General features: G+C 61.6%; 21 protein-coding genes and 1 pseudogene. 10 read left to right on the top strand and 12 right to left on the bottom strand.

From position 1 onward, the window contains the following. The first annotated feature begins 3 nt into the window (after window positions 1-3). A complete protein-coding gene (gene ybiB / locus KHO31_RS19235) occupies window positions 4-975 on the top strand; it encodes a DNA-binding protein YbiB (protein ID WP_201072303.1) in 972 nt (323 codons plus the stop codon). Between the two features lie 524 nt (window positions 976-1,499). Beyond that, window positions 1,500-2,483: pseudogene (locus tag KHO31_RS19230) on the top strand (2-isopropylmalate synthase); the annotation flags it as partial. Between the two features lie 160 nt (window positions 2,484-2,643). Here the strand turns inward: KHO31_RS19230 and KHO31_RS19225 are convergent. Next, complete coding sequence (locus tag KHO31_RS19225) at window positions 2,644-3,027, bottom strand: nuclear transport factor 2 family protein (RefSeq protein ID WP_097391220.1); 384 nt, start codon at window positions 3,025-3,027, stop codon at window positions 2,644-2,646. A 43-nt stretch (window positions 3,028-3,070) separates the two neighbouring features. Next, window positions 3,071-3,634 (bottom strand): acyloxyacyl hydrolase, encoded by a 564-nt coding sequence (locus tag KHO31_RS19220; RefSeq protein ID WP_201072299.1) that lies wholly within the window; start codon window positions 3,632-3,634, stop codon window positions 3,071-3,073. 360 nt (window positions 3,635-3,994) lie between these two features. Between KHO31_RS19220 and rpoH the strand changes: the two genes are divergently transcribed. From rpoH to cydX, 6 genes are all read left to right on the top strand, one after another. Next, the gene (rpoH, locus tag KHO31_RS19215; RefSeq protein WP_201072296.1) at window positions 3,995-4,930 is read left to right on the top strand and encodes an RNA polymerase sigma factor RpoH; all 936 of its coding nucleotides are present in this window, start codon (window positions 3,995-3,997) and stop codon (window positions 4,928-4,930) included. A gap of 160 nt (window positions 4,931-5,090) precedes the next feature. Then, window positions 5,091-6,317, top strand: coding sequence for an ISL3 family transposase (locus KHO31_RS19210; protein ID WP_201142421.1), 1,227 nt, complete (start codon window positions 5,091-5,093; stop codon window positions 6,315-6,317). Between the two features lie 379 nt (window positions 6,318-6,696). Beyond that, the gene (gene cydP / locus KHO31_RS19205) at window positions 6,697-6,957 is read left to right on the top strand and encodes a cytochrome oxidase putative small subunit CydP (RefSeq protein ID WP_201072294.1); all 261 of its coding nucleotides are present in this window, start codon (window positions 6,697-6,699) and stop codon (window positions 6,955-6,957) included. Further along, window positions 6,947-8,542 (top strand): cytochrome ubiquinol oxidase subunit I, encoded by a 1,596-nt coding sequence (locus tag KHO31_RS19200; RefSeq protein WP_201072292.1) that lies wholly within the window; start codon window positions 6,947-6,949, stop codon window positions 8,540-8,542. The genes cydP and KHO31_RS19200 overlap by 11 nt, the downstream gene beginning before the upstream one ends. A 34-nt stretch (window positions 8,543-8,576) precedes the next feature. Then, a complete protein-coding gene (gene cydB / locus KHO31_RS19195) occupies window positions 8,577-9,713 on the top strand; it encodes a cytochrome d ubiquinol oxidase subunit II (RefSeq protein ID WP_201072290.1) in 1,137 nt (378 codons plus the stop codon). Between the two features lie 28 nt (window positions 9,714-9,741). Continuing rightward, the gene (cydX, locus tag KHO31_RS19190) at window positions 9,742-9,858 is read left to right on the top strand and encodes a cytochrome bd-I oxidase subunit CydX (RefSeq protein WP_063494668.1); all 117 of its coding nucleotides are present in this window, start codon (window positions 9,742-9,744) and stop codon (window positions 9,856-9,858) included. A 134-nt stretch (window positions 9,859-9,992) separates the two neighbouring features. On the opposite strand, the gene KHO31_RS19185 is transcribed toward cydX, so the two are convergent. From KHO31_RS19185 to KHO31_RS19160, 6 genes are all read right to left on the bottom strand, one after another. Next, a complete protein-coding gene (locus tag KHO31_RS19185; protein WP_211623937.1) occupies window positions 9,993-11,321 on the bottom strand; it encodes a DUF1996 domain-containing protein in 1,329 nt (442 codons plus the stop codon). A gap of 271 nt (window positions 11,322-11,592) precedes the next feature. Beyond that, window positions 11,593-13,371, bottom strand: coding sequence for an N-acetylglucosamine-specific PTS transporter subunit IIBC (nagE, locus tag KHO31_RS19180; protein ID WP_201072286.1), 1,779 nt, complete (start codon window positions 13,369-13,371; stop codon window positions 11,593-11,595). Window positions 13,372-13,468: 97 nt separating this feature from the next. Next, entirely contained in the window at window positions 13,469-16,033 is a 2,565-nt protein-coding gene (gene ptsP / locus KHO31_RS19175; protein ID WP_211623936.1) for a phosphoenolpyruvate--protein phosphotransferase, read from the bottom strand. Window positions 16,034-16,071: 38 nt separating this feature from the next. Next, on the bottom strand, window positions 16,072-17,079 hold the full coding sequence (locus KHO31_RS19170; protein ID WP_201072445.1) for an SIS domain-containing protein: 1,008 nt from the start codon (window positions 17,077-17,079) through the stop codon (window positions 16,072-16,074). Beyond that, window positions 17,072-18,175, bottom strand: a complete 1,104-nt coding sequence (gene nagA / locus KHO31_RS19165) for an N-acetylglucosamine-6-phosphate deacetylase (RefSeq protein WP_211623935.1) — start codon at window positions 18,173-18,175, stop codon at window positions 17,072-17,074. Before nagA ends, KHO31_RS19170 begins: the two co-directional genes overlap by 8 nt. 110 nt (window positions 18,176-18,285) lie before the next feature. Then, complete coding sequence (locus KHO31_RS19160) at window positions 18,286-19,020, bottom strand: GntR family transcriptional regulator (protein ID WP_074285541.1); 735 nt, start codon at window positions 19,018-19,020, stop codon at window positions 18,286-18,288. A gap of 373 nt (window positions 19,021-19,393) precedes the next feature. On the opposite strand from KHO31_RS19160, the gene KHO31_RS19155 reads away from it, so the two are divergent. Next, window positions 19,394-20,320: a bifunctional helix-turn-helix transcriptional regulator/GNAT family N-acetyltransferase gene (locus KHO31_RS19155; protein ID WP_201072283.1), complete on the top strand. Its 927-nt coding sequence runs from the start codon at window positions 19,394-19,396 to the stop codon at window positions 20,318-20,320. Between the two features lie 89 nt (window positions 20,321-20,409). Here KHO31_RS19155 and KHO31_RS19150 read toward each other — a convergent pair whose 3' ends face one another. Both KHO31_RS19150 and KHO31_RS19145 read right to left on the bottom strand, forming a co-directional pair. Further along, window positions 20,410-21,222 carry a MetQ/NlpA family ABC transporter substrate-binding protein gene (locus KHO31_RS19150; RefSeq protein ID WP_211623934.1) on the bottom strand — a complete coding sequence of 271 codons (813 nt, stop codon included), beginning with the start codon at window positions 21,220-21,222 and terminating at the stop codon, window positions 20,410-20,412. 148 nt (window positions 21,223-21,370) lie between these two features. Beyond that, window positions 21,371-22,936 carry a methyl-accepting chemotaxis protein gene (locus tag KHO31_RS19145; RefSeq protein WP_211623933.1) on the bottom strand — a complete coding sequence of 522 codons (1,566 nt, stop codon included), beginning with the start codon at window positions 22,934-22,936 and terminating at the stop codon, window positions 21,371-21,373. A 278-nt stretch (window positions 22,937-23,214) separates the two neighbouring features. Between KHO31_RS19145 and KHO31_RS19140 the strand changes: the two genes are divergently transcribed. Further along, entirely contained in the window at window positions 23,215-23,505 is a 291-nt protein-coding gene (locus tag KHO31_RS19140) for a YciI family protein (protein ID WP_201072279.1), read from the top strand. A 66-nt stretch (window positions 23,506-23,571) separates the two neighbouring features. On the opposite strand, the gene KHO31_RS19135 is transcribed toward KHO31_RS19140, so the two are convergent. Continuing rightward, window positions 23,572-24,201: an SCO family protein gene (locus tag KHO31_RS19135; RefSeq protein WP_201072277.1), complete on the bottom strand. Its 630-nt coding sequence runs from the start codon at window positions 24,199-24,201 to the stop codon at window positions 23,572-23,574. Window positions 24,202-24,206: 5 nt separating this feature from the next. Further along, the gene (cyoE, locus tag KHO31_RS19130; RefSeq protein ID WP_201072274.1) at window positions 24,207-25,112 is read right to left on the bottom strand and encodes a heme o synthase; all 906 of its coding nucleotides are present in this window, start codon (window positions 25,110-25,112) and stop codon (window positions 24,207-24,209) included. Window positions 25,113-25,116: the final 4 nt, after the last annotated feature.

Here is a 25,116-nt window from a genome sequence, read left to right as displayed (position 1 = left end):
CCGATGACCGACTCCGCCGACACCGCCAATCCGTTCCCCTGCGCCCGCTATATCAAGGAAATCGGCCGCGGCCCGAACGGCGCCCGCGCGCTGACCGCCGAAGATACGCGCGTGCTCTACACCGCAATGCTCGACGGCCACGTGTCCGATCTCGAACTCGGTGCGGTGCTGCTCGCGTATCGTGTGAAGGGCGAAACCGCCGACGAACTCGCCGCTATGCTGGCCGGCGCGCACGCGTCGTTCGAACCGATTCATTTGCCTCATGCAGCATTCCGGCCCGTGTCGATACCCACGTACAACGGTGCGCGCAAACAGCCCAACCTGGTGCCACTGCTCGCGCTATTGCTGGCACGCGAGGGTGTGCCGGTGCTGGTGCACGGCGTCACCGAAGATCCGGGCCGCGTAACGAGCGCTGAAATCTTCGCGCATCTGCAGATCCCGCACGCGCAATCGCACGCCGATATCGAAGACGGTCTCGCCGAACGTCGGCTCGCGTTCGCGCCGATCGAGGTCCTCGCGCCGAAGCTCGCGCGCCTTCTCTCGCTGCGGCGGCGCATGGGCGTGCGCAATTCGACCCATACGCTCGTGAAAATCCTACAACCCTTCGCGCCCGCGGGGCTGCGGCTCGTGAACTACACGCATCCGCCGTATCGTGACAGTCTCACGCAGCTGTTCAAAACGCACCTGGACGCCGCAGAGGGCGGCGCCTTGCTCGCGCGCGGCACTGAAGGCGAAGCGGTGGCCGACACGCGGCGCCAGGTGCAAGTGGACTGGCTGCACGACGGCATCTGCGAAACGCGCGTGCCGCACGAGCGCTCATCGCCCGACGCGCCTGAAGTCGACTTGCCCGAAGCGCGCGACGCCCCCACCACGGCCGCGTGGATCGGCGCCGTGTTGCGCGGCGAAGCGCCCGTGCCGAGCGCGATCGAACGGCAAGTGGAGTTGATCGTCGATGTCGCGAAAACCGCCGTGTGATGTGCGCGGCGTGAGTGCGACGCAGCACGTGCGGCGGCGCACTCACGCGCCGAATATGAGGGACGCGGGTTGACACGCCGCCGCGAGCCGTCATACATTAGACCTATGCGTTCCTTTCCGAACCCCCTCCGAATTACCTCCGGCCGCCTAGCGCGGCCCCTATCGCTACGTCTAGCGTAAGTCAGACGTGGCGCCGCGCGTTGGCAGCCTGAATCACTCCGATTAGTTGCCCAAAGCGCGGTCCTCAAAGCAGTTCCGCAGCTCCCGTTTCACCCCCGACCGTAGTTCTTCACAACCTGTAGTCGTTTGCACTCGTCCGTTTACCGTTCGGACGAAGCGCGAGGGTCAAATGCACGTCGCATGGGCATCATCCACGTTCGTTTTCGCCGTCACCACGACGTTGTTTGTTCGCGCCCGCTCGTTGTTGCCGCTAGCCACCGGCTGGCAGGCCGTGCATCCGTGGCAGCCCGCCCGCCGCTCGAGGCCACACCCTTTCGCATACGACACAACGAACGAGGTTCATCATGTTGCGCAATCCCGCTGAGAAATACCGTCCATTCCCCGCTGTGCGCCTCACCGGGCGCAAATGGCCAAGCCTTACGATCAACCAGGCACCGATCTGGATGAGCACCGATCTGCGTGACGGCAATCAGGCGCTGATCGAGCCAATGAGTGCCGCGCAAAAGCTCGAATTCTTCGAGATGCTGGTGGCGATCGGCTTCAAGGAAATCGAAGTCGGTTTCCCGTCGGCCTCGCAAACCGACTTCGATTTCGTCCGGAAGCTGATCGAAGAAAAGCGCATTCCCGACGACGTGACGATCGAAGTGTTCGTGCCGTCGCGCCCGGAACTGATTGCGCGCACGTTCGAGTCACTGGAAGGCGCACCGCGCGCCATCGTGCATCTTTACAACGCGATCTGCCCGTCGTTTCGCAAGATCGTCTTCAACCAGTCGAAGGACGAAATCAAGGCGCTGGCCGTGGAAGGTACACGCATCATCAAGGAACACGCGCAAGCGCGGCCCGATACGCACTGGACGTTCCAGTATTCGCCCGAAACCTTCAACGCGACCGAGCTCCCGTACGCGCGCGAAGTATGCGACGCCGTTGCGCAGACGTGGCGACCCACGCGCGATCACAAGATGATCGTCAACCTGCCCGCGAGCGTCGAGGCCGCGACGCCCAATGTGTTCGCCGACCAGATCGAATGGATGGACCGCAATCTCGGCTATCGCGACAGCATCGTGCTGTCGGTGCATCCGCATAACGATCGCGGCACCGCAGTGGCCGCAACCGAACTGGCGCTGCTGGCCGGCGCGGACCGCGTCGAAGGATGTCTGTTCGGCAACGGCGAGCGCACCGGCAATGTGGACCTCGTGACGGTCGCGATGAACCTTTGCGCGCAGGGCATCGAGCCGGGCCTCGATTTCTCCGATATCGACGCAGTACGGCGCGTGGTCGAGCGCTGCAACCAGATTCCAGTGCATCCGCGGCATCCGTATGCGGGTGATACGGCGAGGCGGCCGGTGCGAAGCGATGAGGATCTGCAGCGCGTAGCTGCTTGAGCGACTTGAAGCGGGGTGGGCGGTGAACCCCGCCTGCTCGTGCCATTCGAGCGCTCAGAAGGCGCTCACCGAGTGTGACTAACGAGACGACGTGAGCTCAAAAGGCTCACTCGATCGCACAACGCGTCGCCTGCCAGGCGATCAGGCGCCATTGCCCGTCTTCCTGCGTGTGAATTGCCGTGTACGCGATCGGGAACAGCAACGCTCCGTTGTTTGCTTCCATTTCGATCAGCGCGCGCCCGGTAACAACGCAAGTCTCACGCCCCACCGGCAGCACTTCTTGCGACTGCACTTCGATCTGCCGATAGCGGCGGCGCCCCGCGGTAATGCCGTCGATGAACTGCCGCTTCGTTTCGCGCTTGCCGTTCGTATGGACATAGCTCACGTTATCCGCAAGCAGCGCATCGAGCGACTGCCCGTCGCCGTCGACCATCGCACGAAAGCGCTCTCGCTCGAGCCCGCGAATCGCTTCGATTATCTTTGCCGCCATTGCTCAGCCCCTCGCACCGGTGAGCCGAACGTGGCCACGGTCGTCAGAAGTTATATTGCAAATATAGCTGGCTGAAATTTATACCAGGATTGGGCTCTTTGATACCGCCGTTGGAAATATGCTGGAAGCGGTAGCCCGCCAGATACTGCTGACGATTGCCGAACTGCACGCCGATGCCCGCCATGGAGGCGAATTGGAACGCTGTGGAAACTGTGTAGTCTGACGAGATTGTGGGACTCGACAGCAGCCGGATACCCGCGCCCGCCTCAATAAAAGGACGAATCGCCCCTGAGGCTTTGATGAAGCGGATGATCGGCGTCACACCGATTTCGCCGATGTTCTCGTGCACGTTCCCTTCGCTGGTATGCCACCAGGCCACGTGTGCTTCGCCGATCAGCGAGAAATGCCAATCGCCGATTTGCCACCACGTCAGATCCGGATCCCAGACCAGGCCAAGATCGAGTTTTTTCAGATCGTGATTCGCCACGCCGGCCGCGACCTGCACACCGAACTGGTCGGCCGAGGCTAGTCCCGAGGCGGCTAACAGAACAGCCGCCGAAGCGCCTTTTAGAGCCAGACCACGCCAAACGTTTTTTTTGTTCTTCATGGGACACCGGGCTAGCCGAACGTTGGTCAGGGGACACTGACCCGTTTATTCTAAAGATAATTTACGTCGGGCCGATCGTATGAAGAAAACCAAATTCGCGCAATTTGTCACTTCAATTTTAGAAAATATCCGTCACTTATAAGAATGGAAATGCTTCGTTAGGTAAATTCCACGGTCTCAACATGAACGCTTAAGAGGGTATACCATGACTATTAGAACGCAAATTTCAATAGGAATTTGCGGAACTTGGATGCCCCTACTGCCTCTAAGTATTAGCACTCGGCAAATCAGAGTGCTAACATCCAACGCTGGAGTCGTTAACTGAATACGCTTTTGTCTGATTCCAAAGGAGTTTCCTACGTGAGCCATGCAATGACCCTTCCGAGTACTTTGAGCCCGTCGTCGGCTAAGGCCGCTTCGGCAGGTGCACTGGCGCTCTCGCATTCCTCGCTGTTGCCCGGTCAATTGGGCAATATCGACGCCTACATCCAGGCCGTAAACCGGATTCCGATGCTGACGCCGACGGAAGAGCGCCAGTTCGCCACCGAATTTCGCGAACAGGACAACCTCGGATCCGCACGCCGCCTCGTCCTGTCGCACCTGCGGCTAGTCGTGTCGATTGCGCGCAATTACCTTGGTTATGGACTGCCGCACGCCGACCTGATCCAGGAAGGCAATATCGGCCTGATGAAGGCCGTGAAGCGCTTCGACCCCGAGCAGAACGTGCGCCTCGTGTCGTACGCCATGCACTGGATCAAGGCTGAGATCCACGAATACATTCTGCGTAATTGGCGGATGGTGAAGGTCGCCACCACCAAAGCGCAGCGCAAGCTGTTCTTCAACCTGCGCAGCCACAAGCAGGGCTTGGGCGCATTCACGCCGGACGAGATCGAAGGTCTCGCCCAGGAGCTGAACGTGAAGCGCGAAGAAGTGGCGGAGATGGAAACGCGCTTGTCCGGCGGCGACATCGCGCTGGAGGGCCAGGTCGAAGACGGCGAAGAGTCCTACGCGCCGATCGCCTACCTCGCCGACTCCCATAGCGAGCCGACTGCCGTGCTAGCTTCGCGTCAGCGCGACAAGCTGCAAAGCGACGGCATTGCGAGCGCACTGGATGCGCTGGACGCCCGCAGCCGCCGCATCATCGAGGCACGCTGGCTGAAGGTGGAAGACGACGGTTCGGGCGGCTCGACGCTGCACGAATTGGCCGACGAATTCGGCGTGTCGGCGGAACGTATTCGCCAGATCGAAGCGAGCGCAATGAAGAAAATGCGTGGCGCGCTGGCCGAGTATGCGTAACACTTAAACGCCTCTTTTGAATTCTCAGTGGGTGGTTTGGCGGGTCAAGGGCGGGCGTAAGCCCGGCGCAGCGAACCCTTGAGGCGCACGGTTTCGATAAGCTGAGTCATGGCTGGTTGCGGCAGAATGCTGCAACCAGCCCTGCAAGACGAAACGAACAATGACGAACCAACTGTTTGAAGCCGCCCTGGGAATCAGGGCCCCGTGGTACGTACAAAGCGTCGACTTTGATACCGGCAAACGCCAGCTCACGATTGCCGTTGACTTCGTCGCGGGCAGCCGGTTTGCCTATGCTGACGTAGCCGGCGAGCACCCCGTGCACGACACGCAAATCAAGCGTCTGCGCCATTTGAATTTCTTTCAGCACGAGTGCTATCTGGAAGTGCGTGTGCCGCGTGTGCGCTTGCCGGACGGCTCGGTACGGTTGGTGGAACCTGATTGGGTCGGCCAACTCAGCGGCTTCACGTTGCTGTTCGAGGCGCTCGTGCTGATGCTCGCTCAGCAGATGCCGTTTGCTGCCGTGGCGCGCATCGTCAACCTGTCGTGGCACCGGGTTCACGCCATCTGCTCGCGCTATGTGGAACTGGCGCTCGCGTCGGCGGACCTGTCGGAGGTGACGACGGTGGCGATTGACGAAACCTCGTACCGGCGCGGTCATGAGTATCTAACACTGGTGGCCGACATGCAGGCGCGGCGCGTCGTGTTCGTGACGACCGGCAAGGATGCCAGCACAATTGAACGCTTCGCGGCCTATCTTGGCCAACACGGTGGCAAGCCCGAGCAAGTCGACTCGGTCAGCATTGACATGTCACCGGCCTTCATCAAGGGCGTAAATGAGCATCTCCCCGATGCGCGGCTGACCTTCGACAAGTTTCACGTCGTCGCTCACGCGTCCAAGGCGCTCGATACCGTGCGTCGACAGCAACAGAAGGTCGACCCGGAACTCAAAGGCATGCGCTGGACGCTGCTCAAAGACTCGAACAAACTCAACCTGACGCAATTGACCGACCTCGAGGCGCTCGTCAGTCAGTACACCACGAAGCGCACCGCCCGCGCATGGCTATATCGCGAGCAACTGCGCGAGATTCTCGAGCGCAAGCAAATCAATGTCGTCTCCGACATGCTGCAGCAGTGGTGCACCAACGTTATGCGTTCGAAGGTCGAACCGATGAAGGACGTCGTGCGATTGATTCGCCGACACTTCGACGGCATCGTCGCCTGGACCCAGACCCGCCAGACGAACGGCTTCATCGAAGCCATCAATGGACTGTTTCAGGCCGCCAAGCGCAAGGCACGCGGATACGCTCGCTTCGAAACCATGCGAACGGTCCTGTTTCTCATCGCAGGCAAACTCGACTTCTCCGCCTTCAACTCGCATGCCCGCTGAAGGCCGTTACCCACTCCGTTTTCAAAAGAGCCACTTAAACTCTTTAGCCGTACCGGCTCGTCCGGCACGCGCTGTTCAGCTGCAAAGCCCTGCCCTCACAAGAAGGCAGGGCTTTTTTTATGCCCTCTCGCCGATGCGCACGCTCAATCGCAAACGCGCGTGCTCACTCAAGAACATGTCTGCCGAACACGTGTTTCTTGACGTATCACAAACGTCCTAGCAATACTGTCCGCACGGAGCGACGTTCGCGACCCAATGCCGCAGTGGTGAACTCACGCGCGCAAGGTCGTTGCTCCTAGAATCGGGATGCACTCGCCGGACCGCTCGGGCGGCCTGGATTTAGCCGGACTCACCGGCGTGCAGTCGCCTTCGACCGATCATGACCATAGCCCTGAATCGCAATAAAAGCCCTCGCTCGAGCCTGCGCAAACGGTTCGCCGCCTGGGTCCGCGGTCCGACGCTGGCGCGGGATATCGCCATCGTCCTTGCCATCAAATTCGTACTGCTGATGGCGCTCAAGTACGCGTTCTTCAATCATCCGCAGGCGGAGCATATGTCGCTGCCGCCTGAACAAGTCGCGCAGGCGCTGCTGTCCGTGCCTGCCTCGCATCCGTCCCAAGGTGATCAACATGCCCGTTAGCGAAGTCGTAGAACTATCGCGCCTCCAGTTCGCCATCACGGCGCTTTATCACTTTCTGTTCGTGCCGCTCACGCTCGGTCTGTCCTGGTTGCTAGTCATCATGGAGTCCGTCTATGTGATGACCGGCAAGCAGATCTATAAGGACATGACCCAGTTCTGGGGCAAGCTGTTCGGCATTAACTTCGCGATGGGCGTCACCACCGGTCTCACGCTGGAATTTCAGTTCGGCACCAACTGGTCGTACTACTCGCACTATGTCGGCGACATTTTCGGCGTGCCGCTGGCCGTTGAAGGTTTGATGGCGTTCTTCCTCGAGTCGACCTTCGTTGGCCTGTTCTTCTTCGGCTGGAAGCGGCTCTCGAAAGTGCAGCACGTTAGCGTCACGTTCCTCGTCGCGCTCGGCTCGAATCTGTCGGCACTGTGGATTCTGGTGGCCAACGGTTGGATGAACAATCCGGTCGGCGCCACCTTCAACTATCAGACCATGCGCATGGAACTCGACAGCATCTTCTCGGTGCTGTTCAATCCGGTCGCTCAGGTGAAGTTCGTGCACACCGTATCGGCCGGTTACGTGACCGCTTCGATGTTCGTGCTCGGTGTGTCGTCATGGTATCTGTTGAAACGCCGCGACACCGAATTCGCCTTGCGCTCGTTCGCGATTGCCGCCGGCTTCGGTCTGGCGTCGACGTTGTGTGTGATCGTGCTCGGCGACGAATCTGGCTATCGCACCGGCGAAGTTCAGCAAGTCAAGCTGGCCGCTATCGAATCCGAATGGGAAACGGCGCCCGCACCCGCACCCTTCACGATCATCGGCATTCCGAACCAGAAGGAAGAACGCACCGATTATGCGATCCGCATTCCGTATGCGCTCGGCCTCATCGCCACGCGCTCGATCGACGAACCGGTGGTCGGTCTGAAGGAACTGATGGCGCAGAACGAAGTGCGCATCAAGAACGGCATGCTCGCCTATGCCGCGCTGCAAAGGCTTAAACAGGGCGACGCCACTGACGAAGTCAAGGCCGCTTTCGACGCTCACAAGGAGGACCTCGGCTACGGCTTGATGCTCAAGCAGTTCACTCCGAACGTCACCGACGCCACACCAGATCAGATCGTGCAGGCCGCCAAGAAGACGATTCCGCCGGTCGCGCCGGTGTTCTTCTCGTTCCGCTTGATGGTCGGCCTCGGCATCCTGTTCCTTGCGACCTTCGTGCTGGCGTTCTGGTTCTGCGCGCAGCGCTCCTTGTTGCTGGAAAAGCGCCGCTGGTTCCTGCGCTGGGCTGTGTGGGCAATTCCGTTGCCGTGGCTTGCTGCTGAATTCGGCTGGATAGTCGCTGAAGTCGGCCGTCAACCGTGGACCATCGCCGGCATTCTGCCGACCGCATTGTCGGCCTCGAGCCTGACACCGAGTGATCTCTACCTGAGCATTGCCGGCTTCGTCGTGTTCTACACCGTGCTGTTCATCATCGAAATCATGCTGATGTTCAAATACGCACGACTTGGGCCTTCGTCGTTGCACACCGGACGCTATCACCACGAACAACAACAGCCGCTGAATCAGCCGCTGCCGACCAACACGGCCGCATGATTCGCCGCCACTCTGTTCCAAGGGAAAGATCATCATGGATTACGCAACCCTCAAACTGATCTGGTGGGTGTTGATCGGCGTACTGCTGATCGGCTTCGCGCTCACCGACGGCTTCGACATGGGCGCGGCGATTCTGTTGCCGTTCATCGCCAGGACCGACGCCGAGCGGCGCATCGTCGTGAACACGGTCGGCGCGACTTGGGAGGGCAATCAGGTGTGGCTCATCACAGCGGGCGGCGCGATGTTCGCGGCCTGGCCGCTGGTGTACGCCGCGTCGTTCTCCGGCTTCTACTTCGCGATGTTGCTGGTGCTGTTCTCGCTGTTCTTCCGGCCGGTCGGCTTCGACTATCGCAGCAAGCGTGAAGACCCGCGCTGGCGCAGCGCATGGGATTGGGCGTTGTTTGTCGGCGGCTTCGTACCCGCGCTGGTGTTCGGCGTGGCGTTCGGCAACCTGCTGCAAGGTGTGCCGTTCTCGTTCGACACCGATCTGCGCGTCACGTATCACGGCAGCTTCTTCGCGCTGCTCAACCCGTTCGCCGTGTTGTGCGGGCTCGTTAGCGTGTCGATGCTGGCCGCGCACGGCGCAGCCTTCGTGAAGATGAAAGCAGACGACATCGTCGCCGAGCGTGCTTCGTTGGCGCTGCGGATCGCTTCGCTCGCCACCGTGGTGCTGTTCCTGCTTGCCGGTGCATTGATCGCTACGATGATCGGCGGCTATCAGATCGTCGACGCCGCGCCGCTCGATACGGTTGCCAATCCATTGCTGAAGAACGTGATCGGCGCACCCGGCCTGTGGCTCACCAACTACGCAAACTATCCGTGGATGGTGATCGCACCGGTGGCTGGCCTGGTCGGTGGCGTACTCGCCTTGTTGCTGGCGCGCTCGCGCTTTGAAAAGAGCGCCTTCCTGTCGACCTCGCTGATGATCACCGGCGTGATCCTCACGGCGGGTTTTTCGATGTTCCCGTTCATCATGCCCTCCTCGCTCGACGGCCGCAGCAGCCTCACCGTGTGGGACTCCACCTCAAGCCGCCTGACGCTGCAGATCATGCTGATCGCCGTGATCATCTTCCTGCCGATCGTTCTGATCTACACGAGCTGGGTGTATCGCGTGATGCGAGGCAAGGTGACCGCCGCGGCGCTCGAAGAAAATCACCATTCAATGTATTGATCAGCAATACGATTTACAGGAGTTTGCGATGTGGTATTTCAGTTGGCTTCTCGGCATTGGCGTGGCGTTGGCGTTCGGCATCATCAACGTGATGTGGCTGGAATCGCGCCGGCCTTTGGAAGCAGGCAAGCAAAAGACGCGTTGACGCATCCGTTACCGGCCACATGCCGTTAGGCGCGGCCGGTAAACGTAAAGGCGGCACCTTGATTCAAGGTGCCGTTTTTTATTTGCGCGAAGCGCAACGGAATGCTGCGCTTGCCTGCTCCCGAGCATCCGACATCACTTCATGAACAGCCCCGGTGTTCGAGTACCGTCACGCGAAGAAATCTGAACGGTACGGCCAGTCGCATTGCGAATACAAACGCCGATTTGCGGCGCACCCGCAGACACTTGTGATGCGACGTAGCCAGTGATGTCGCTGTTTCGCGGCTGCAACGCATTGTCCAGGTAGATGCCGCCGATCCGCTTGCTCGTGTTACAGGCAGTAGCCGCAGGCAAGTTGGCGGTATCGTCCCAGTTGGTGGAGGCAGCGTAGATATCCAGCATTACCGGGTCGGTATCCGTGACGTTCTGGGCCAACGTCTGCAAGAATGAGCTGGTGTATGGATAGTCTTTAAGGTTGGTAGGTGTCGGAAACTTAATCAACACGACACTTCCCCCGTCCGAGGTCAGCGTGGCATCGCTCGCATGCACGACGCCGCCGCCGTCCATCCACGCATCTGCGCCAGCTTTCGAGTAATACGTCGGAATGCTGTTGCTGCACGCGATATCCTGATTGGAACAATTGTCGATTGCGTATTGCAGGGAGTCGGCCTTCCAGGCATTGATGAAATCGCCGTGTGCCGTGTACAGGCTTCCCCATTGCGGCATCCACGTGCCATTCACGAGAATCGGGTCCATCGACAACTGCGCTGTCGAAAGATCAGGATCCTGCCCAAGGTCGTACGCAACGTTGAGTTGCAGTTCTGGAATCTTGACGGGATAAGCAGCCGGACATTTCCCGTCGGACTGCCGGTATGCCATATTCATGATGTGGCTAGCCATGTTCGGCACCAGGGTCCGGCCGTCCCAGCAATCCGGAAAATGGACCGATATATTGAGCTGCGCGTACGTGCCCTTGCTGTCCGTTACGACTGGGCAGTTAGTCGGCGCGATTTGTGTGTAGGAGCCACCGCGGCAAAGGTAGTTAATCTGAGGTTTCGGCGTGGACGATCGATGATCACCCGCCAGCATTTCCAGCCCTGCGGGAATCGTCTGCAGCGGAATCACCGGTTGATCGTTCTTGTAGTAGGTCTTCTGATAGCCGGGCACAACAATCCCTGACGCCCGCTTCAACTGCGGTACCCAGTAAGATGAAAGATCGGCCGCGACATCGCACGTCGTCACCTTGTTGTTATTCAACGAGTAGTACGTGCTGTATGCATCGGCGCCTGTGTTGCCGAAAAAATCGTGCACCATGGCCCGGCCTGGTTGCCCTGGATAGATGATCGCGTCGTCCGGCAGCGTATGCGAATAGGCGCATTGAACATTGAACTGGCCACCCACGTAGACGGCGCCAGCCGGCAAGAAGAACAGGAAGAACAAGCAGATTGCTGATCGCATTGACATGAGCAACTCCTGGGCACGAACGAAAACGCCTTGCCGGCATGACAAGGCGCTCGCATCTCATTAATTAGCTTACCCAATCGGTTTCAAGGCGGTCCATCGTTACGCATAACATGCATCGCTGCGCCGCTGTGTCACACCACACCACGCCGCGCCGCAACGCGTCTGTCGTGCATAAAAAAAGCCCCCAGAATTCCCGGGGGCTTTTTCGAATATCGCGGCTCTTGAACTGAACGGAAGACTGAAGCCAGCCCAGCCCGAAGCCTCAATGAAATTACGCGGGTTGCGGCGCGATGTCTGTACTCGTACCCGGCGACAGGCGCGTCGCCAGTTGTGCGGCGTAGCGCTGAGCTGCGTCTCCAACTACGATATGGAACGTGTCGGCCGAAACCCACGCCGTATCGAGCGTAGCAAGACGTTGACGATCGACGGCCGACGGATCACGAACCACGATACGCAGACGCGTTGCCGCCACAGCATCCAGCGACACCACATTGCCCGCGCCGCCGAACACGGCGAGCCAACGTAGTGGATCTGTGCCGAGCGGACCGTCTTGAGCACCGCTTGCGGACGCCACAGGAGCGGCAGCGACAGGAGGCGCAGCAGCAGCGACCGGCTTCACCGCATCGCCACCGCCTTGCGCGATCACCGTGCGAATTTCATCAGCGATGATGTCCGCTTCCGGTCCAATAATCACCTGCACGTTGGTCGAACCACGCTTGAGCACACCACGCGCACCGATCGTCTTCAGTTCGGTTTCCGAAACCTTGCTGGAATCGACCACCGACAGACGCAGACGCGTCGTGCAGGCATCCACCACAGACAGGTTCGACGCTCCACCCAGCGCGGCAATGTAACGCTGTGCGCGCGGCACAGCGGCGCCCGCAACCGGCGAAACGAAACCACCAGCCGTGAACGACTCGATCTGTTCCTCTTCGGCGGCGGGCTCGCGGCCCGGCGTCGCCATATTGAACTTGCGGATGAAGAAGCGGAACAGGCCGTAATACACCACCGAATACACGAGACCGATCGGAATCGCCCACCAGCCCTTGGTCGACAGGCCGTAATTCAGCACGTAGTCGATTGCGCCGGCGGAGAACGTGAAGCCGAGGTGAATGCCGAGCGCCGAGCAGATCGCGAGCGACAGACCGGTCAGCAACGCGTGGATCACATACAGCACCGGTGCGAGGAACATGAAGCTGAATTCGATCGGCTCGGTCACGCCCGTCAGGAACGACGTGAGGGCCATCGAGAACAACAGGCCGCCAACAAGGGCGCGGCGTTCTTTCGGCGCTTCATGGAACATTGCGAGACACGCGGCCGGCAGACCGAACATCATGACCGGGAAGAAGCCCGTCATGAACGTGCCGGCGGTCGGGTCACCTGCGAAGAAACGGTGCAGGTCGCCTGTCACCGCAACGCCACCCGGCGGCGTGAAGGAGCCGAACACGAACCACGTCAGCGAATTGAGGATGTGATGCAGGCCCGTGACGAGCAGCAAACGGTTCAGCACGCCGAACACAAACGCGCCGAGCGCGCCTGCGGTCGTCAGCCAGTGGCCGGCCGTATCGATCACGGCTTGCACCGGCTGCCACACATAACCGAACGCGATGCCGAGCCCCAGACAAACCACGCCTGTGACAATCGGCACGAAGCGTTTCCCTCCGAAGAATGCAAGGTAGTCAGGCAGCTTGATGTCTTTGTACTTGTTGTACAGCAAGCCCGCGACGATACCCGCCACGATCCCGGACAACACGCCCATGTTGAGCTTGTCGTTGATGTCCTTCATCACCGCGACTTCGATCAGATAACCGATCGCACCCGCGAGACCAGCCACGCCGTTGTTGTCTTTCGCGAAGCCGACCGCCACACCGATTGCGAACAGCAACGGCAGGTTATCGAAGATCGCGCCGCCGGCGTCGGCGATCATCTTGATGTTGAACACATCGGGTTGACCCAATCGCAGCAGCAAACCGGCAACCGGCAGCACTGCAATCGGCAGCATCAGCGCGCGGCCCAGGCGCTGAATCTTCAGAAACGGATTCCCATCCATTGATACCTCCAATCCTTGTCTCGTGGTCGACTGTCGTCGTTAAGTTTTGTACCTGTACGTAATGACTTTGCGAAGCTGGTTGAGGACTGTGTGGGGTTCAGTCCAAAGGCCAGGTTTCGCGGCTCACTGCTCTTACCGCCTGCGCCGATTCGAGCGCCAGGGCATCCTGGGCGCGTTGACGGCACAGCTGATAATCGAGGTTGCGCACGCGCGCCTTGATGCCCGGCACCGACACCGGATCCACCGAGAGCTCGGTCACGCCGAGGCCGACGAGCAGCGGCATGGCCAGCGGATCCCCCGCCAGCGCGCCGCAGACGCCAACCCATTTGCCATGCTTGTTCGCGCCCTGCACGGTCGCCGCGATCAGACGCAGCACCGCCGGATGCAAGCCGTCAGCTTGCGCCGCGAGATCGGCCTGGCAACGGTCCATGGCGAGCGTGTATTGCGTCAGATCGTTGGTGCCGATCGACAGGAAATCCGCATGCTGCGACAGTTGATCGGCGAGCAAGGCTGCCGAGGGCACTTCGATCATCACGCCGACTTCGATCGGTTCGGTACGACCGGATTCACGGGCGAATTCGTCGATGCGCTTGCGGATGCGGATCAATTCACCGACATCCGTCACCATCGGCAGCAGGATGCGGACGGCCCCGAGCGGCTGCACCGCGAGCAGACCGCGCAACTGATCGTCAAGTAGATCCGGGCGCACTTGTGCGAGGCGGATGCCACGCAGGCCGAGCGCCGGATTCGGTTCGGGCGGCAGCGTCAGGTAATCGACTTCCTTGTCGGCGCCGACGTCCAGCGTGCGAATGATTGCAGTGCGGCCACCCAATGCATCGACGATGGCCTGGTAGCTTTGGCGATGTTCGTCGGTGGTCGGCGCTGCGGCGCGGTGAATGAACAGCAGTTCGGTGCGCAGCAGGCCAACGGAATCGGCGCCGTTGTCGACTGCGGTCTTTGCGTCCTCAAGCGTGGCGATGTTCGCGGCGACTTCGATCGCCCGGCCATCGGCAGTCACGGCCGCCTGTTGCGACGTCCGGCGGTTCGCTTCGCGCACATCGGCAAGGCGGCTACGCTCAAGACGCGCACGCTCGACATCGAGCTCGGTCGGCGCGAATTCGAGGCGGCCGGTGGTGGCATTCACCACCACTTGCGTGCCTTCTGGGATCGCATGCAATGCATCGCCAACGGCTACCAATGCCGGAATACCCGCCTGGCGCGCGAGAATCGCCGCATGCGAAGTGGCACCGCCACGCGCCATCACCAGCGCGGTGACGCGCGTGCGATCCAACGACGACAGATCCGACGGTGTGAATTCTTCAGCCGCCAGCACGGCCTCATCCGGCAGCGTGCGCGCCGCAGCATTTGTGTAACCGAGCGCACGCAGCACACGCTTTTCGATGTCGCGCAGATCGGCTGCGCGCTCCGCGAGCAATGCGTCTTCGATATTGGTCAGGATGGCGATCTGCGCACGGATCGCTTCGCGCCACGCAAAGCCGGCACTCTTGCCGAGACTGATCAGATCGCGCGCGGCGTCGACCAGCGTCGGATCTTCGAGCAATACGCGATGCACCGCGAAAATGCCTGCCTCACCCACCGCACCGCGTTGCGACGCATCGCGCACCGTCGTACCGAGGTCGGCGTCGACGGTAGCGATCGCCTTGTCGAGCAAACGGCTTTCAGCCGCCGACGTGCCGTTCGCCTTTTCCGGCGGATCGATATCCGCATCATCCCAGCGCACCAGCTTGCCGACCGCGACGCCCGGCGACGCGCACACGCCCGCGAGCGTATTCGGCGCGAGCGTTTCTCCCGCTGCGTGGACCGCTGTTTGCGGCGCTGGCGAGCTTTGCCGCGCCGGCTTTTCTTCGACTTCGCCGTGCGCTTCACGTGTCAATTCGTGGGCAATCGCTTCGACCGCGGCTTTGGCTTGCGAGCCGACGCCGAGCAACTCGACCGTCGCACCGACGCCCGCGCCGAGACCGAGCAAACCGACCACGCTCTCGATCGCCGCCTTACGCCCTTCGTAGCGCACTTCGACACGCGCATCGAAACCACGCGCCGCTTCACGAGCGCGCGCCGCCGGCCGCGCATGCAAACCGCCTGCGTGGATCAGCGTGACTTGCTGACGCGCTTCTTCGGTCACGTTGGTCGCACTCGCCTCGCGCGCTGCGTGCGCTGCCTCGCCGCCGCGAGCGCGCAGCATCAACAACGGCGTTTCGCCTGCTTTCAGCATGCCGCCCTGTGCACGCTCGACGATCTCGAACGCATCCGAATTGGCAATCGCGATCACCGAGACGAGACTCGGCGCGTTCAGCGCGACCTGATCCTGATCGAATTCGATCAATACGTCGCCGGTGCGCACCTGCGCGCCTTGCGCGACCATCGGCGCAAAGCCCTTGCCATTCAGCTCGACGGTATCGATGCCGATGTGCAGCAGAATCTCCACGCCTTCGGCTGTCGCGAGCGTGACCGCGTGACCGGTACGCGCGAGATGGGTGATGGTGCCGTCGCACGGCGCGACGAGTCGCCCCTCGAGCGGATCGATGCCGATACCGTCGCCGAACATGCCGCCCGAAAACACAGGGTCGGGCACGTTCGCCAGCGGCACGACCGGACCGGTCATCGGCGCGAGCAAAACAATATGGCCTTCAGAATGGCTCATCAAGCGGGACTCCTCGACACGTCGCATCTGATTTCTCGTCAGTGAGTTTCGGTGACTTTGTTGAGATGGCGAGGCGCGTCAGGATTGCGCCCGCGTGCGGCGGCAAGGCCGGCGGCCATCACGTAAAAGGACAGGATCGCGGCGATCGGATCGAGCGCTGCATGAGCGGTGGTGGCGAGCGGCAACGTCGCTTCCGGCACGTCGTGCGGTGCGGCGAGCAGCACGCGGGCGCCGCGCGCCTGCATGTCGCGGGCGAGTTGCAGCAAGCCGGCTTGTTCGGGACCACGCGGTGCGAATACCAGCAGCGGATAGTCCTGGTCGATCAGCTCCATCGGACCATGCCGCACTTCCGCGCTCGAAAACGCTTCGGCCTGAATGCCGGAGGTCTCTTTCAATTTCAGCGCGGCTTCCTGCGCGACCGCGAGACCCAGCCCGCGGCCGATCACGATCATGCGTTCGACGCCACACAGTTCATCGACTGCTTTCGACCAGTCCAGCTTGCCTGCGGTCCGGAGTGCGTCGGGCAACGTGTTCAACGCGCCGAGCAGCGCATCGTCCTTCTGCCAGTGAGCGACGAGTTGCGCAGAGATCGACAGCATGGCGATGTAGCTCTTGGTCGCCGCGACGCTCAGTTCCGGACCGGCCATGAGTGGCAGATGAAATTCGCATGCGTCCGCCAGCGGCGAGCTCGGTGCATTCACTGCGGCCACCGTCAACGCGCCAGCCTTGCGCAACGCTTCCATCGTGCCGACCAGATCCGGGCTCTTGCCCGATTGGGAGAACGCCAGCGCGAGCTGATCACGCACCTGAAGCGGCGCCTGCTGAAGCGTCGCAACTGACATCGGCAGCGAGGCGACCGGCACACCGAGGCGGCTCATCGTCAAACTTGCGAAGTAACTCGCTGCGTGGTCCGAGCTGCCGCGCGCGACCGTCAGCGCGACATGACGCGGTTGCTGCGCGAGCTTCGCCGCCAGCGCCTCGACGCGCGAGGGTTCCGCGAGTTGCGCGGCAACCGTTTCAGCGGATGCCAGCGCCTCTTTAAGCATATTCGACAATTGATTCTCCTTCGACGTAAGTCGCGGTCAACGCCAGTTCACGATCGAACACGACCACATCGGCCCACGCGCCGCGTGCGATGTGGCCGCGGTCTTCGATGCCGAGGTAGTCGGCGGCGTAGCGCGACAAACGGTTTGAAACATCGGCGATCGGCAAGCCGATCGAGACGAGATTGCGCAGCGCCTGATCCATCGTCAGCGTGCTGCCAGCGAGCGTGCCGTCGGCGAGACGTACACCGCCGAGGCACTTCGTCACGTGCTGGCTGCCGAGGCGGTATTCGCCGTCGGGCATGCCGGTAGCCGAGGTGCTGTCCGTCACCACGTAGAGACGCGGAATCGCGCGCAGCGCGGCGCGGATCGCGCCCGGATGGACGTGCAGCAAGTCGGGAATGATTTCGGCGAATTCGGCGTGCGCGAGCGCGGCGCCGACGAGGCCAGGATTGCGGTGATGCAACGGCGACATCGCGTTGAACAGATGCGTGAAGCCGCACGCGCCGTGCTTGAGCGCGGCGACGGCGTCGTCGTAGGTGCCGAGCGAATGCCCGAGCTGCACGCGCACGCCACGCGCCGCCATCTCGGAGATGATCTCCATATGGCCGGCGATTTCCGGCGCCAGCGTGACCACGCGGATCGGCGCGATCGACAGATACTTCAGCACTTCGTCCATCACGGCCGACACGGCTGCGTCGGGTTGCGCGCCGAGCTTGCCGGGATTGATGTACGGACCTTCCAGATGGACGCCGAGCACGCGCGCGCCGCCTGGCGTGCGAATGCGCGCGTTGTTGCCCAGACCCGCGACGACACTCATCAGCTCGTCGCGCGGCGCGGTCATCGTGGTGGCGAGCAGGCTGGTCGTGCCGTAGCGCGCATGCGTGCGGGTGATGGTTTCGATCGCGTCGCCACCTTCCATCACGTCGGAGCCACCACCGCCGTGCACGTGCAGATCGATGAAGCCGGGCAGGATGTACGGCGCGTCGTTCTTCGACGGATCGACGCGTTCGCCTGTCAGCGCCGTGATACGGCCGTTTTCGTATTCGAGCGTGCCGTGAATCCACCCATCGGTGGTGAGTATGTTTCCGGTCAGCATGAGTCTCTCTGGTGAGGCGTAATGCGGGGTGTGGCTGAATTTCGCTCGATGGCGCCGCACGTGGCGGCGGCCCGCGTGGCCTGCGCCGGTGCGCAAATCAAGCACGCCAATCAGGTGCGCAATTCAGCGACAAAGTCGTAGTAATCGTCGCGGCAATAGGTGTCGGTCAATTCGATCGCACGCTGGTCCGCGCTATACCCGATACGGGTAATGACCAGCAGCGCCGAGCGCGGTTCGATATCCATCAACGAGGCGATCTCGCTCGAAGCATTGACCGCGCGAAAGTGCTGCAAGGCGCGCACGACAGCAGCGCCGCGTTGTTCGAGATAGCTGTAAAGCGACACGCCGATGGCAAGCGGGTCGGGCACGATCGCCGCGGGCAGTGCCGAATGCTCGACCGCCATCACGATGCCGTCCGCGCGCCGCAGGCGCCGCAGACTCGCTACCGCCGCACCGGGCGACAGGCCGAGGTGCACCAGCTCATCACGGTTGGCGGCGCGGATATCGCGCTCAAGCCACACCGAGTCCGGCCGGAAACCGCGTTGCTGCATCTTCTTCGTGAAACCGGTGAGCCGCGACAGCGGGTCTTCGACGCGCGGCGTAATGAAGCTGCCCGCGCCCCGCGCCCGCCGGATCAAGCCTTGCTCGACCAGCAGTTCGATCGCCTTGCGCGCGGTGATGCGCGACACACCGATCGCATCCGAGAGCGTGCGCTCCGAAGGCAGCGCTTCACCCGCCGACCACACGCCACAGTGGATCGCCGTCGCCAGATTGCGCGCGAGCTGCAAATAGAGCGGCGTGACGTTGCGGGCGTCAGGCATCAGTGCGGACCAGCGAGTTTCCATGGGGCTCCGGCGGTCGTCTTGAAGAGTGCGGCCTACGAAAATGAGAGCCCATTATATAACCAACATAATACCAGTCAACAGACTGGTATTATGTTGGTATGGACTGGCGGAAAGCCTTGCTGGATAAGCCTCTGAAGGCAATCCAGGGGCGCTGGAGAGCGGTTTACAGGGATCGGGATTTACCCGTATTCGAGACACGGGACCGTGCAAGCGTGGTCCATATTGGTTCTCTTGCTGGCTAGCAGGAAGCCCGGAAATCGATACCTTTCCGATACCACTTCGATATCCCGCTTAGCCACACGGCTTTTTTAATGGGTTCCGTTCCAATATAGTGCTGTGTAGCAAGCCATAAAAATTCCCCGGGGAGCCGCATTTGACAGATTCCGAGGCGCTGCGACGCGCTCAGGCCGTCCGCCATTTCAACCGCTTCTATACCCAGCACATTGGCGCACTGCATGAGCATTTGGCAAAGAGCGCCTTCTCGCTGACGGAAGTACGCGTTCTGCATGAACTGTCCCGCGGACGCGCGCAGACGGCCTCCGTGCTCGGACGCAGCCTCGGCCTCGACAGCGGCTACCTCAGCCGCCTTCTGACCAGCTTCGAACGACGCAATCTGATTACGCGACGCCCTTCCGACTCGGACGCGCGTCAGTCGCTGATCGCCCTCACCGACAACGGTCACGCGGCCTACGCGCCGCTCGATACGGCGGCCATTGAAGAAGTATCGGCGCTGCTGAACGGCCTCGCGCCACTCTCCCAGGAACACTTGATCGCCTCGATGAAGGTGATCGAGCGGTTGCTCGACAGCAAGCCGCGCCACGAACTCGTGATCCTTCGGCAGCCTCGTGCGGGCGACTGCGGCTGGCTCGTGCATCGGCAGGCGCAGTGGTTCGCCGCGCAATATGGCTGGGATCAATCGTTCGAAGGCTTGCTCGCGCGCGTCGTCGCCGATTATTCGCAACGCAACGATCGAGTGCGCGAGATGTGCTGGGTTGCCGATCAGGAAGGCATGGTGGTCGGCTCGGTGTGCATCGTCGGAGTTTCGACGACCGTGGCAGGCGTGCGGCTTTTGTGGGTCGAACCGGACGTACAGCGTCTTGGCATCGGCACGCAATTGATGAGCGAATGCGTGCGGTTCGCCCGGCGCACGGGGTACACCAGGCTCACGCTGACCACTGCCAGCACGCTTCAGGAGCCACGGCGGCTATGCGAACGCGCCGGCTTCCAGCTCGCGGCTACATCGGCGGAGCGGCGCTTCGGCAAGGATCTGACGATCGAGCGATGGGAGTTGGCGTTGTAGTCCCGTCAACGAATGCGTGAAGCATAAAAAAACGCCACGGCTTGCAACCGTGGCGTTTCTGTTTTGCGGTTCAGGTTGAAAGCGGTCGCTTAGAACGACGGCACCACCGAACCCTTGAACTGCGTCTTGATGAACTGGCGCACGTCTTCCGACTGGTAAGCCGCGACCAGCTTCTTGACCCACGGCTTGTCCTTGTCCTGCGCGCGCACGGCGATCAGGTTCGCGTAGGGGCTGTGGATGTCTTCGAGCGCGATCGCGTCTTTGGTCGGCTGCAGACCGGCAGCCAGCGCGAAGTTCGTGTTGATCGCCGCAGCGTCGACATCCGACAGGGAGCGCGGCAGTTGTGCGGCGTCGAGCTCGACCAGTTTGATCTTCTTCGGATTCTCGGCGACGTCGAGCGGCGTTGCGTTATTGCCGTTCGTGCCCGCGCCGGTCTTCAGCTTGATCACGCCTTGCGCCTGCAACAGCAGCAGCGCGCGGGTTTCGTTCGACGGGTCATTCGGCACCGAGATCTTTGCGCCCTGCGCCAGATCCTTCAGCGACTTCAGCTTCTTCGAATAGATTCCGAGCGGCGAGATGTACGTCAGGCCTGCATTGACGATCTTGTAGCCGCGTTGCTTGACCTGGCTGTCGAGGTACGGCTGGTGCTGGAAGCTGTTGGCGTCGAGGTCGCCCGCGTCGAGGGCCGCGTTCGGCTGCACGTAGTCGTTGAATTCGACGACCTTCACATTCAGGCCTTCGCGCTTCGCCACTTTCGTGACAACTTCCCAGATTTGCGCGTCCGGACCGCCGATGGTGCCGACCTTGATGACCTTGTCGTCGGCGTGCGCGCCGACGCTGGTGACGATCGCCGCGCTGGTGACGACTGCCGAGAGGGCTTTGAGGATGTTTCTGCGCTGCATGTGATTCTCGCTTTTTCTGATCGATGTCAGATTCGGGTGAAAGCTGGCGGCAGCCTTGCGGTTGAGTGCTAATGGCCGCGCGCCGCCAACTGGACCGCAAATGGTCTCATATGCCCGGCGAGATGGGAAATATCACGATCGCATATCGTTATGCGCCTTGCGCAGCGCCGCTCACGCGAAACGCACTCACGGTGTCGCGCAAACGCCCTGCCTGATCCTGCAACGAAGCCGCCGCAGCCGCAGCCTGCTCCACCAGCGCCGCGTTCTGCTGCGTCACTTCGTCCATCTGCGTGACCGCGCGGCCCACCTGAGAAATGCCGCTGCTCTGCTCCTCGGACGCCGCCGCGATCTCGCCCATGATGTCCGTGACGCGCTGCACCGCTTGCAAAATTTCGCCCATCGTCGTGCCTGCCTGCTGGACCAGTGTCGAACCGTTTTGCACGCGCTCCACCGACGCGCCGATCAACTGCTTGATCTCCTTGGCCGCCGTGCCCGAGCGCTGCGCGAGACTGCGCACTTCCCCGGCGACGACCGCAAAACCCCGGCCTTGCTCGCCGGCCCGCGCCGCTTCGACCGCCGCGTTCAGCGCCAGAATATTGGTCTGGAAAGCGATGCCTTCGATCACACCGATGATGTCGGCGATCTGCCGCGAGCTGTCGTTGATTTCGCCCATCGTGCCGACAACGCGGCTCACCACGTCGTTGCCGCGCATCGCAATGTCCGACGCGTTGTGTGCGAGGCCACTCGCCTGACGCGCGTTGTCCGCGTTCTGCTTGACCGTCGCGGTGAGCTCTTCCATGCTCGCCGCCGTCTCCTGCAGCGAGGCTGCCTGCTGCTCGGTGCGTTGCGACAGATCGCCGTTGCCAGCGGCGATCTGCTGCGTTGCCGAGGCGATCGATTCTGCCGAGTGGCGGATCTCGCTGATGGTCCGTTGCAAACGGTTCTGCATGTCGTGCATGGCCGCCATCATGCTGGTCTTGTCTTGCGGGCGAACGTCGACGATCTGGGTGAGATCGCCCTTGGCGATGCTCGCAGCCAATCGCGCCGCCTGGTCCGGCCCGCCGCCAAGACTCGCGCGCACATTGCGAATGATCAGCACCATCGCCAGTGAAATGATCGCACCGATGACCAGCACGACAAGCAGGTGGCCAAGCAACGTTTCGTAGTAGACCGTGTCGATGTCCTTGATGAACACGCCGCTCGTAATGTTCCAGTCCCATGGCGCGAAACGCACCACGTAGCTGATCTTCGGCACCGCGGTTTCGCTGTGCGGCAAGCGTCCGCGATACTCCGCGAAGCCGCGGCCGGTCGCCTTGGCCGCGTCAACGATCGTCACATACAGCAGCTTGCCGTCCGGGTCCTTGAAATCGCCGACGGGTTTGCCGGTCATTTGCGGCAGCGTCGGGTGCATCAGCACGACAGGCTTCGAGTCCATCACGAACAGATAGCCGGATTCACCGTAGCGCATCGTCGCAAGACGCGCGAGCGCTTCGCGCTGTGCGTCGGCCTCGCTCATCTTGCCGCCCTGCGAGAGCGCGTAGTAGCCGTTCACGACGCCCTGTGCCGCGCCGACAAGGTTCACCATGCCCGCCTTGCGCTCGGCCAGCATCGTGCTGCGCGTTTCGACCGCGCTCCACAGCCCGACGCCAAGCAGCCCCAGCCAGACGAGCGCGAGCGACAGCCATAGTTTGCGATTCAAACTCATCCTGCTCATTGTTGTGATCTCTCTCGTGTGATTCGTATTCAGTTTGCGGTCTGAGTTGCAATCCGCTCGCGGCTCGCGAACGTGCTTACATGTCTAACGCGCAAACGATTGCCTCAGGTATATCGGCATGGCAGCCGTTCGACTTGAGGCAACCTGTAAGGAAGCAATGACAAGGGAGAGAGATGAGCCGAGGTTGGCTGTACGCAACGAATCGTCCGCTGACAGATAATCGGAGGCCCATGCCCGCGGATTCAGGCGGGACCATTCAATCGCTTACGAGAAGGCTCATGTACGTCATCAATCTGATTTACACCGCATCGCTTGAGCGCGTCGACGACGCACTCGAAGCGCACCGCGCATTTCTGACAAAGCAGTTCGAAGCAGGAGTATTCGTGGCCGCCGGGCCGAAGGTGCCGCGCGACGGCGGCATCATTCTGGCGGTGCGCATCGAGCGCGATAAGCTGGATGAGATTCTCGCCAGCGACCCGTTCGCCGAGCAGAAGCTCGCGCGTTATGAGGTGACGGAGTTCAAGGCGACGCGGTTGGCGCCGGGAATGAATTTGCCGATGCCGGCTTGAGGATTACAGCGAAAGAAAATGAATACGGCCGCGCGGCAAAAGCACGCGACCGTCCGCGTCAATGCATCAATCGAGCAGCAGCTTGATATCGTGCACCCACGGCGTGGCACCCTGGCCGTCGCGTGCGAACAGACGCAGCTTGCCGTCCGGGTCGAACACGTAGCTCGCCGCCGTGTGGTCCATCGTGTAGCTATCGGGCGTCTTGCCTGGCACTTTCGCGTAGTACACGCGGAAGTCTTTCGTGATCTTCGTGAGTTGCGCCTGGTCCGCCGGACGCAAGCCGACGAACGTCGGGTTGAACGCCGGCACGTATTGCGCGAGCAGGGCCGGCGTATCGCGGTCAGGATCGACGGTGACGAACAGCACCTGCACACGCTTCGCGTCTTCCGGGCCGAGTTGCTGGAGCGCTTGCGAGAGCTCAGCCATCGTGGTCGGGCAGACATCCGGGCAATGCGTGTAGCCGAAGAACAGCACCACTACCTTGCCCTTGTAATCCGCCATCGTACGGATTTTGCCGGACGTGTCGGGCAGCGAGAAGTCGCTCCCGAATTGAGTGTTGCCGGTGATGTCGAGGTTCTGGAATGCCGGCGGCTGCTTGCCGCAGCCCGCCACCAGCAACGCGCCGCCGAGTGCGCAAGCGATCACGGTGACACGCGCGGCGGCACGCGCCGTGCGCACAAAGCGTTGTGTAAGCATGGATCTTACGCGCCGATCACGACGCGCGCATAGTGGTCGATCAACAGCGCGGCGAATAGCAGCGACAGATAAACGATCGAGTAACGGAAGGTTTTACGCGCCAGGTCGTCGGAATATTCCCGATAGATCTTCCACGCATACGCGAGGAACACGGCGCCGAGCAACACCGCCGCCGCGAGGTACACCACGCCGCTCATGCCGGAGATGAACGGCATCATCGTGACCGCGAACAGGATCACGGTGTACAGCAGAATATGCAGACGCGTGTATTTTTCGCCGTGCGTATTCGGCAGCATCGGCAGGCCGGCATTTTCGTAGTCTTTGCGGCGATACAGCGCGAGCGCCCAGAAATGCGGCGGTGTCCACACGAAAATGATCAGTACGAGAATCCATGCATCGCCCGGCACGTGACCGGTGACAGCGGCCCAACCCAGCGCCGGCGGCATCGCGCCCGATGCTCCGCCGATCACGATATTCTGCGGCGTGGCGGGCTTCAACAGCAGCGTATAGATGACTGCATAGCCGACAAACGTGGCGAGCGTGAGCCACATGGTCAGCGGATTGGCGAACGTGTAGAGCGTCCACATGCCGAGCCCGCCAAGCACGGCCGAAAACAGCAGGATTTGCGGGGTCGTAATTTCGCCGCGCGCGGATGGCCGCCATGAAGTGCGACGCATCTTCGCGTCGATCTTCTGTTCCATCAGGCAATTGATGGCGAACGCCGCACCGGCCAGCAGCCAGATGCCGACGGTGCCGCCGATCAGGACGGTCCACGGCACCATGCCGGGTGTCGACAGAAACATGCCGATGACTGCGCAGAACACAGCGAGCTGCGTGACGCGCGGCTTCGTCAGGGCGATGTACTGGGAGACCCGGCTACCGGGCGTTTGGGAGAGAGTTGTGCTGTCCATGTGG

Origin of the sequence: Paraburkholderia domus (assembly GCF_905220705.1) — a bacterium.
Taxonomy (GTDB): domain Bacteria; phylum Pseudomonadota; class Gammaproteobacteria; order Burkholderiales; family Burkholderiaceae; genus Paraburkholderia; species Paraburkholderia domus.
Note: the sequence above shows the minus strand (reverse complement) of the source record. Positions and strands in the feature narration are given on the sequence as shown.

Coding starts and splice junctions, on each gene's coding strand:
- ybiB (WP_201072303.1), top strand. CDS start 4: ATGACCGACTCCGCCGACACCGCCAATCCGTTCCCCTGCGCCCGCTAT.
- KHO31_RS19225 (WP_097391220.1), bottom strand. CDS start 3,027: ATGGCGGCAAAGATAATCGAAGCGATTCGCGGGCTCGAGCGAGAGCGC.
- KHO31_RS19220 (WP_201072299.1), bottom strand. CDS start 3,634: ATGAAGAACAAAAAAAACGTTTGGCGTGGTCTGGCTCTAAAAGGCGCT.
- KHO31_RS19210 (WP_201142421.1), top strand. CDS start 5,091: ATGACGAACCAACTGTTTGAAGCCGCCCTGGGAATCAGGGCCCCGTGG.
- cydP (WP_201072294.1), top strand. CDS start 6,697: ATGACCATAGCCCTGAATCGCAATAAAAGCCCTCGCTCGAGCCTGCGC.
- KHO31_RS19200 (WP_201072292.1), top strand. CDS start 6,947: ATGCCCGTTAGCGAAGTCGTAGAACTATCGCGCCTCCAGTTCGCCATC.
- cydB (WP_201072290.1), top strand. CDS start 8,577: ATGGATTACGCAACCCTCAAACTGATCTGGTGGGTGTTGATCGGCGTA.
- cydX (WP_063494668.1), top strand. CDS start 9,742: ATGTGGTATTTCAGTTGGCTTCTCGGCATTGGCGTGGCGTTGGCGTTC.
- KHO31_RS19185 (WP_211623937.1), bottom strand. CDS start 11,321: ATGTCAATGCGATCAGCAATCTGCTTGTTCTTCCTGTTCTTCTTGCCG.
- nagE (WP_201072286.1), bottom strand. CDS start 13,371: ATGGATGGGAATCCGTTTCTGAAGATTCAGCGCCTGGGCCGCGCGCTG.
- ptsP (WP_211623936.1), bottom strand. CDS start 16,033: ATGAGCCATTCTGAAGGCCATATTGTTTTGCTCGCGCCGATGACCGGT.
- KHO31_RS19170 (WP_201072445.1), bottom strand. CDS start 17,079: ATGCTTAAAGAGGCGCTGGCATCCGCTGAAACGGTTGCCGCGCAACTC.
- nagA (WP_211623935.1), bottom strand. CDS start 18,175: ATGCTGACCGGAAACATACTCACCACCGATGGGTGGATTCACGGCACG.
- KHO31_RS19160 (WP_074285541.1), bottom strand. CDS start 19,020: ATGGAAACTCGCTGGTCCGCACTGATGCCTGACGCCCGCAACGTCACG.
- KHO31_RS19150 (WP_211623934.1), bottom strand. CDS start 21,222: ATGCAGCGCAGAAACATCCTCAAAGCCCTCTCGGCAGTCGTCACCAGC.
- KHO31_RS19145 (WP_211623933.1), bottom strand. CDS start 22,936: ATGAGCAGGATGAGTTTGAATCGCAAACTATGGCTGTCGCTCGCGCTC.
- KHO31_RS19140 (WP_201072279.1), top strand. CDS start 23,215: ATGTACGTCATCAATCTGATTTACACCGCATCGCTTGAGCGCGTCGAC.
- KHO31_RS19135 (WP_201072277.1), bottom strand. CDS start 24,201: ATGCTTACACAACGCTTTGTGCGCACGGCGCGTGCCGCCGCGCGTGTC.
- cyoE (WP_201072274.1), bottom strand. CDS start 25,112: ATGGACAGCACAACTCTCTCCCAAACGCCCGGTAGCCGGGTCTCCCAG.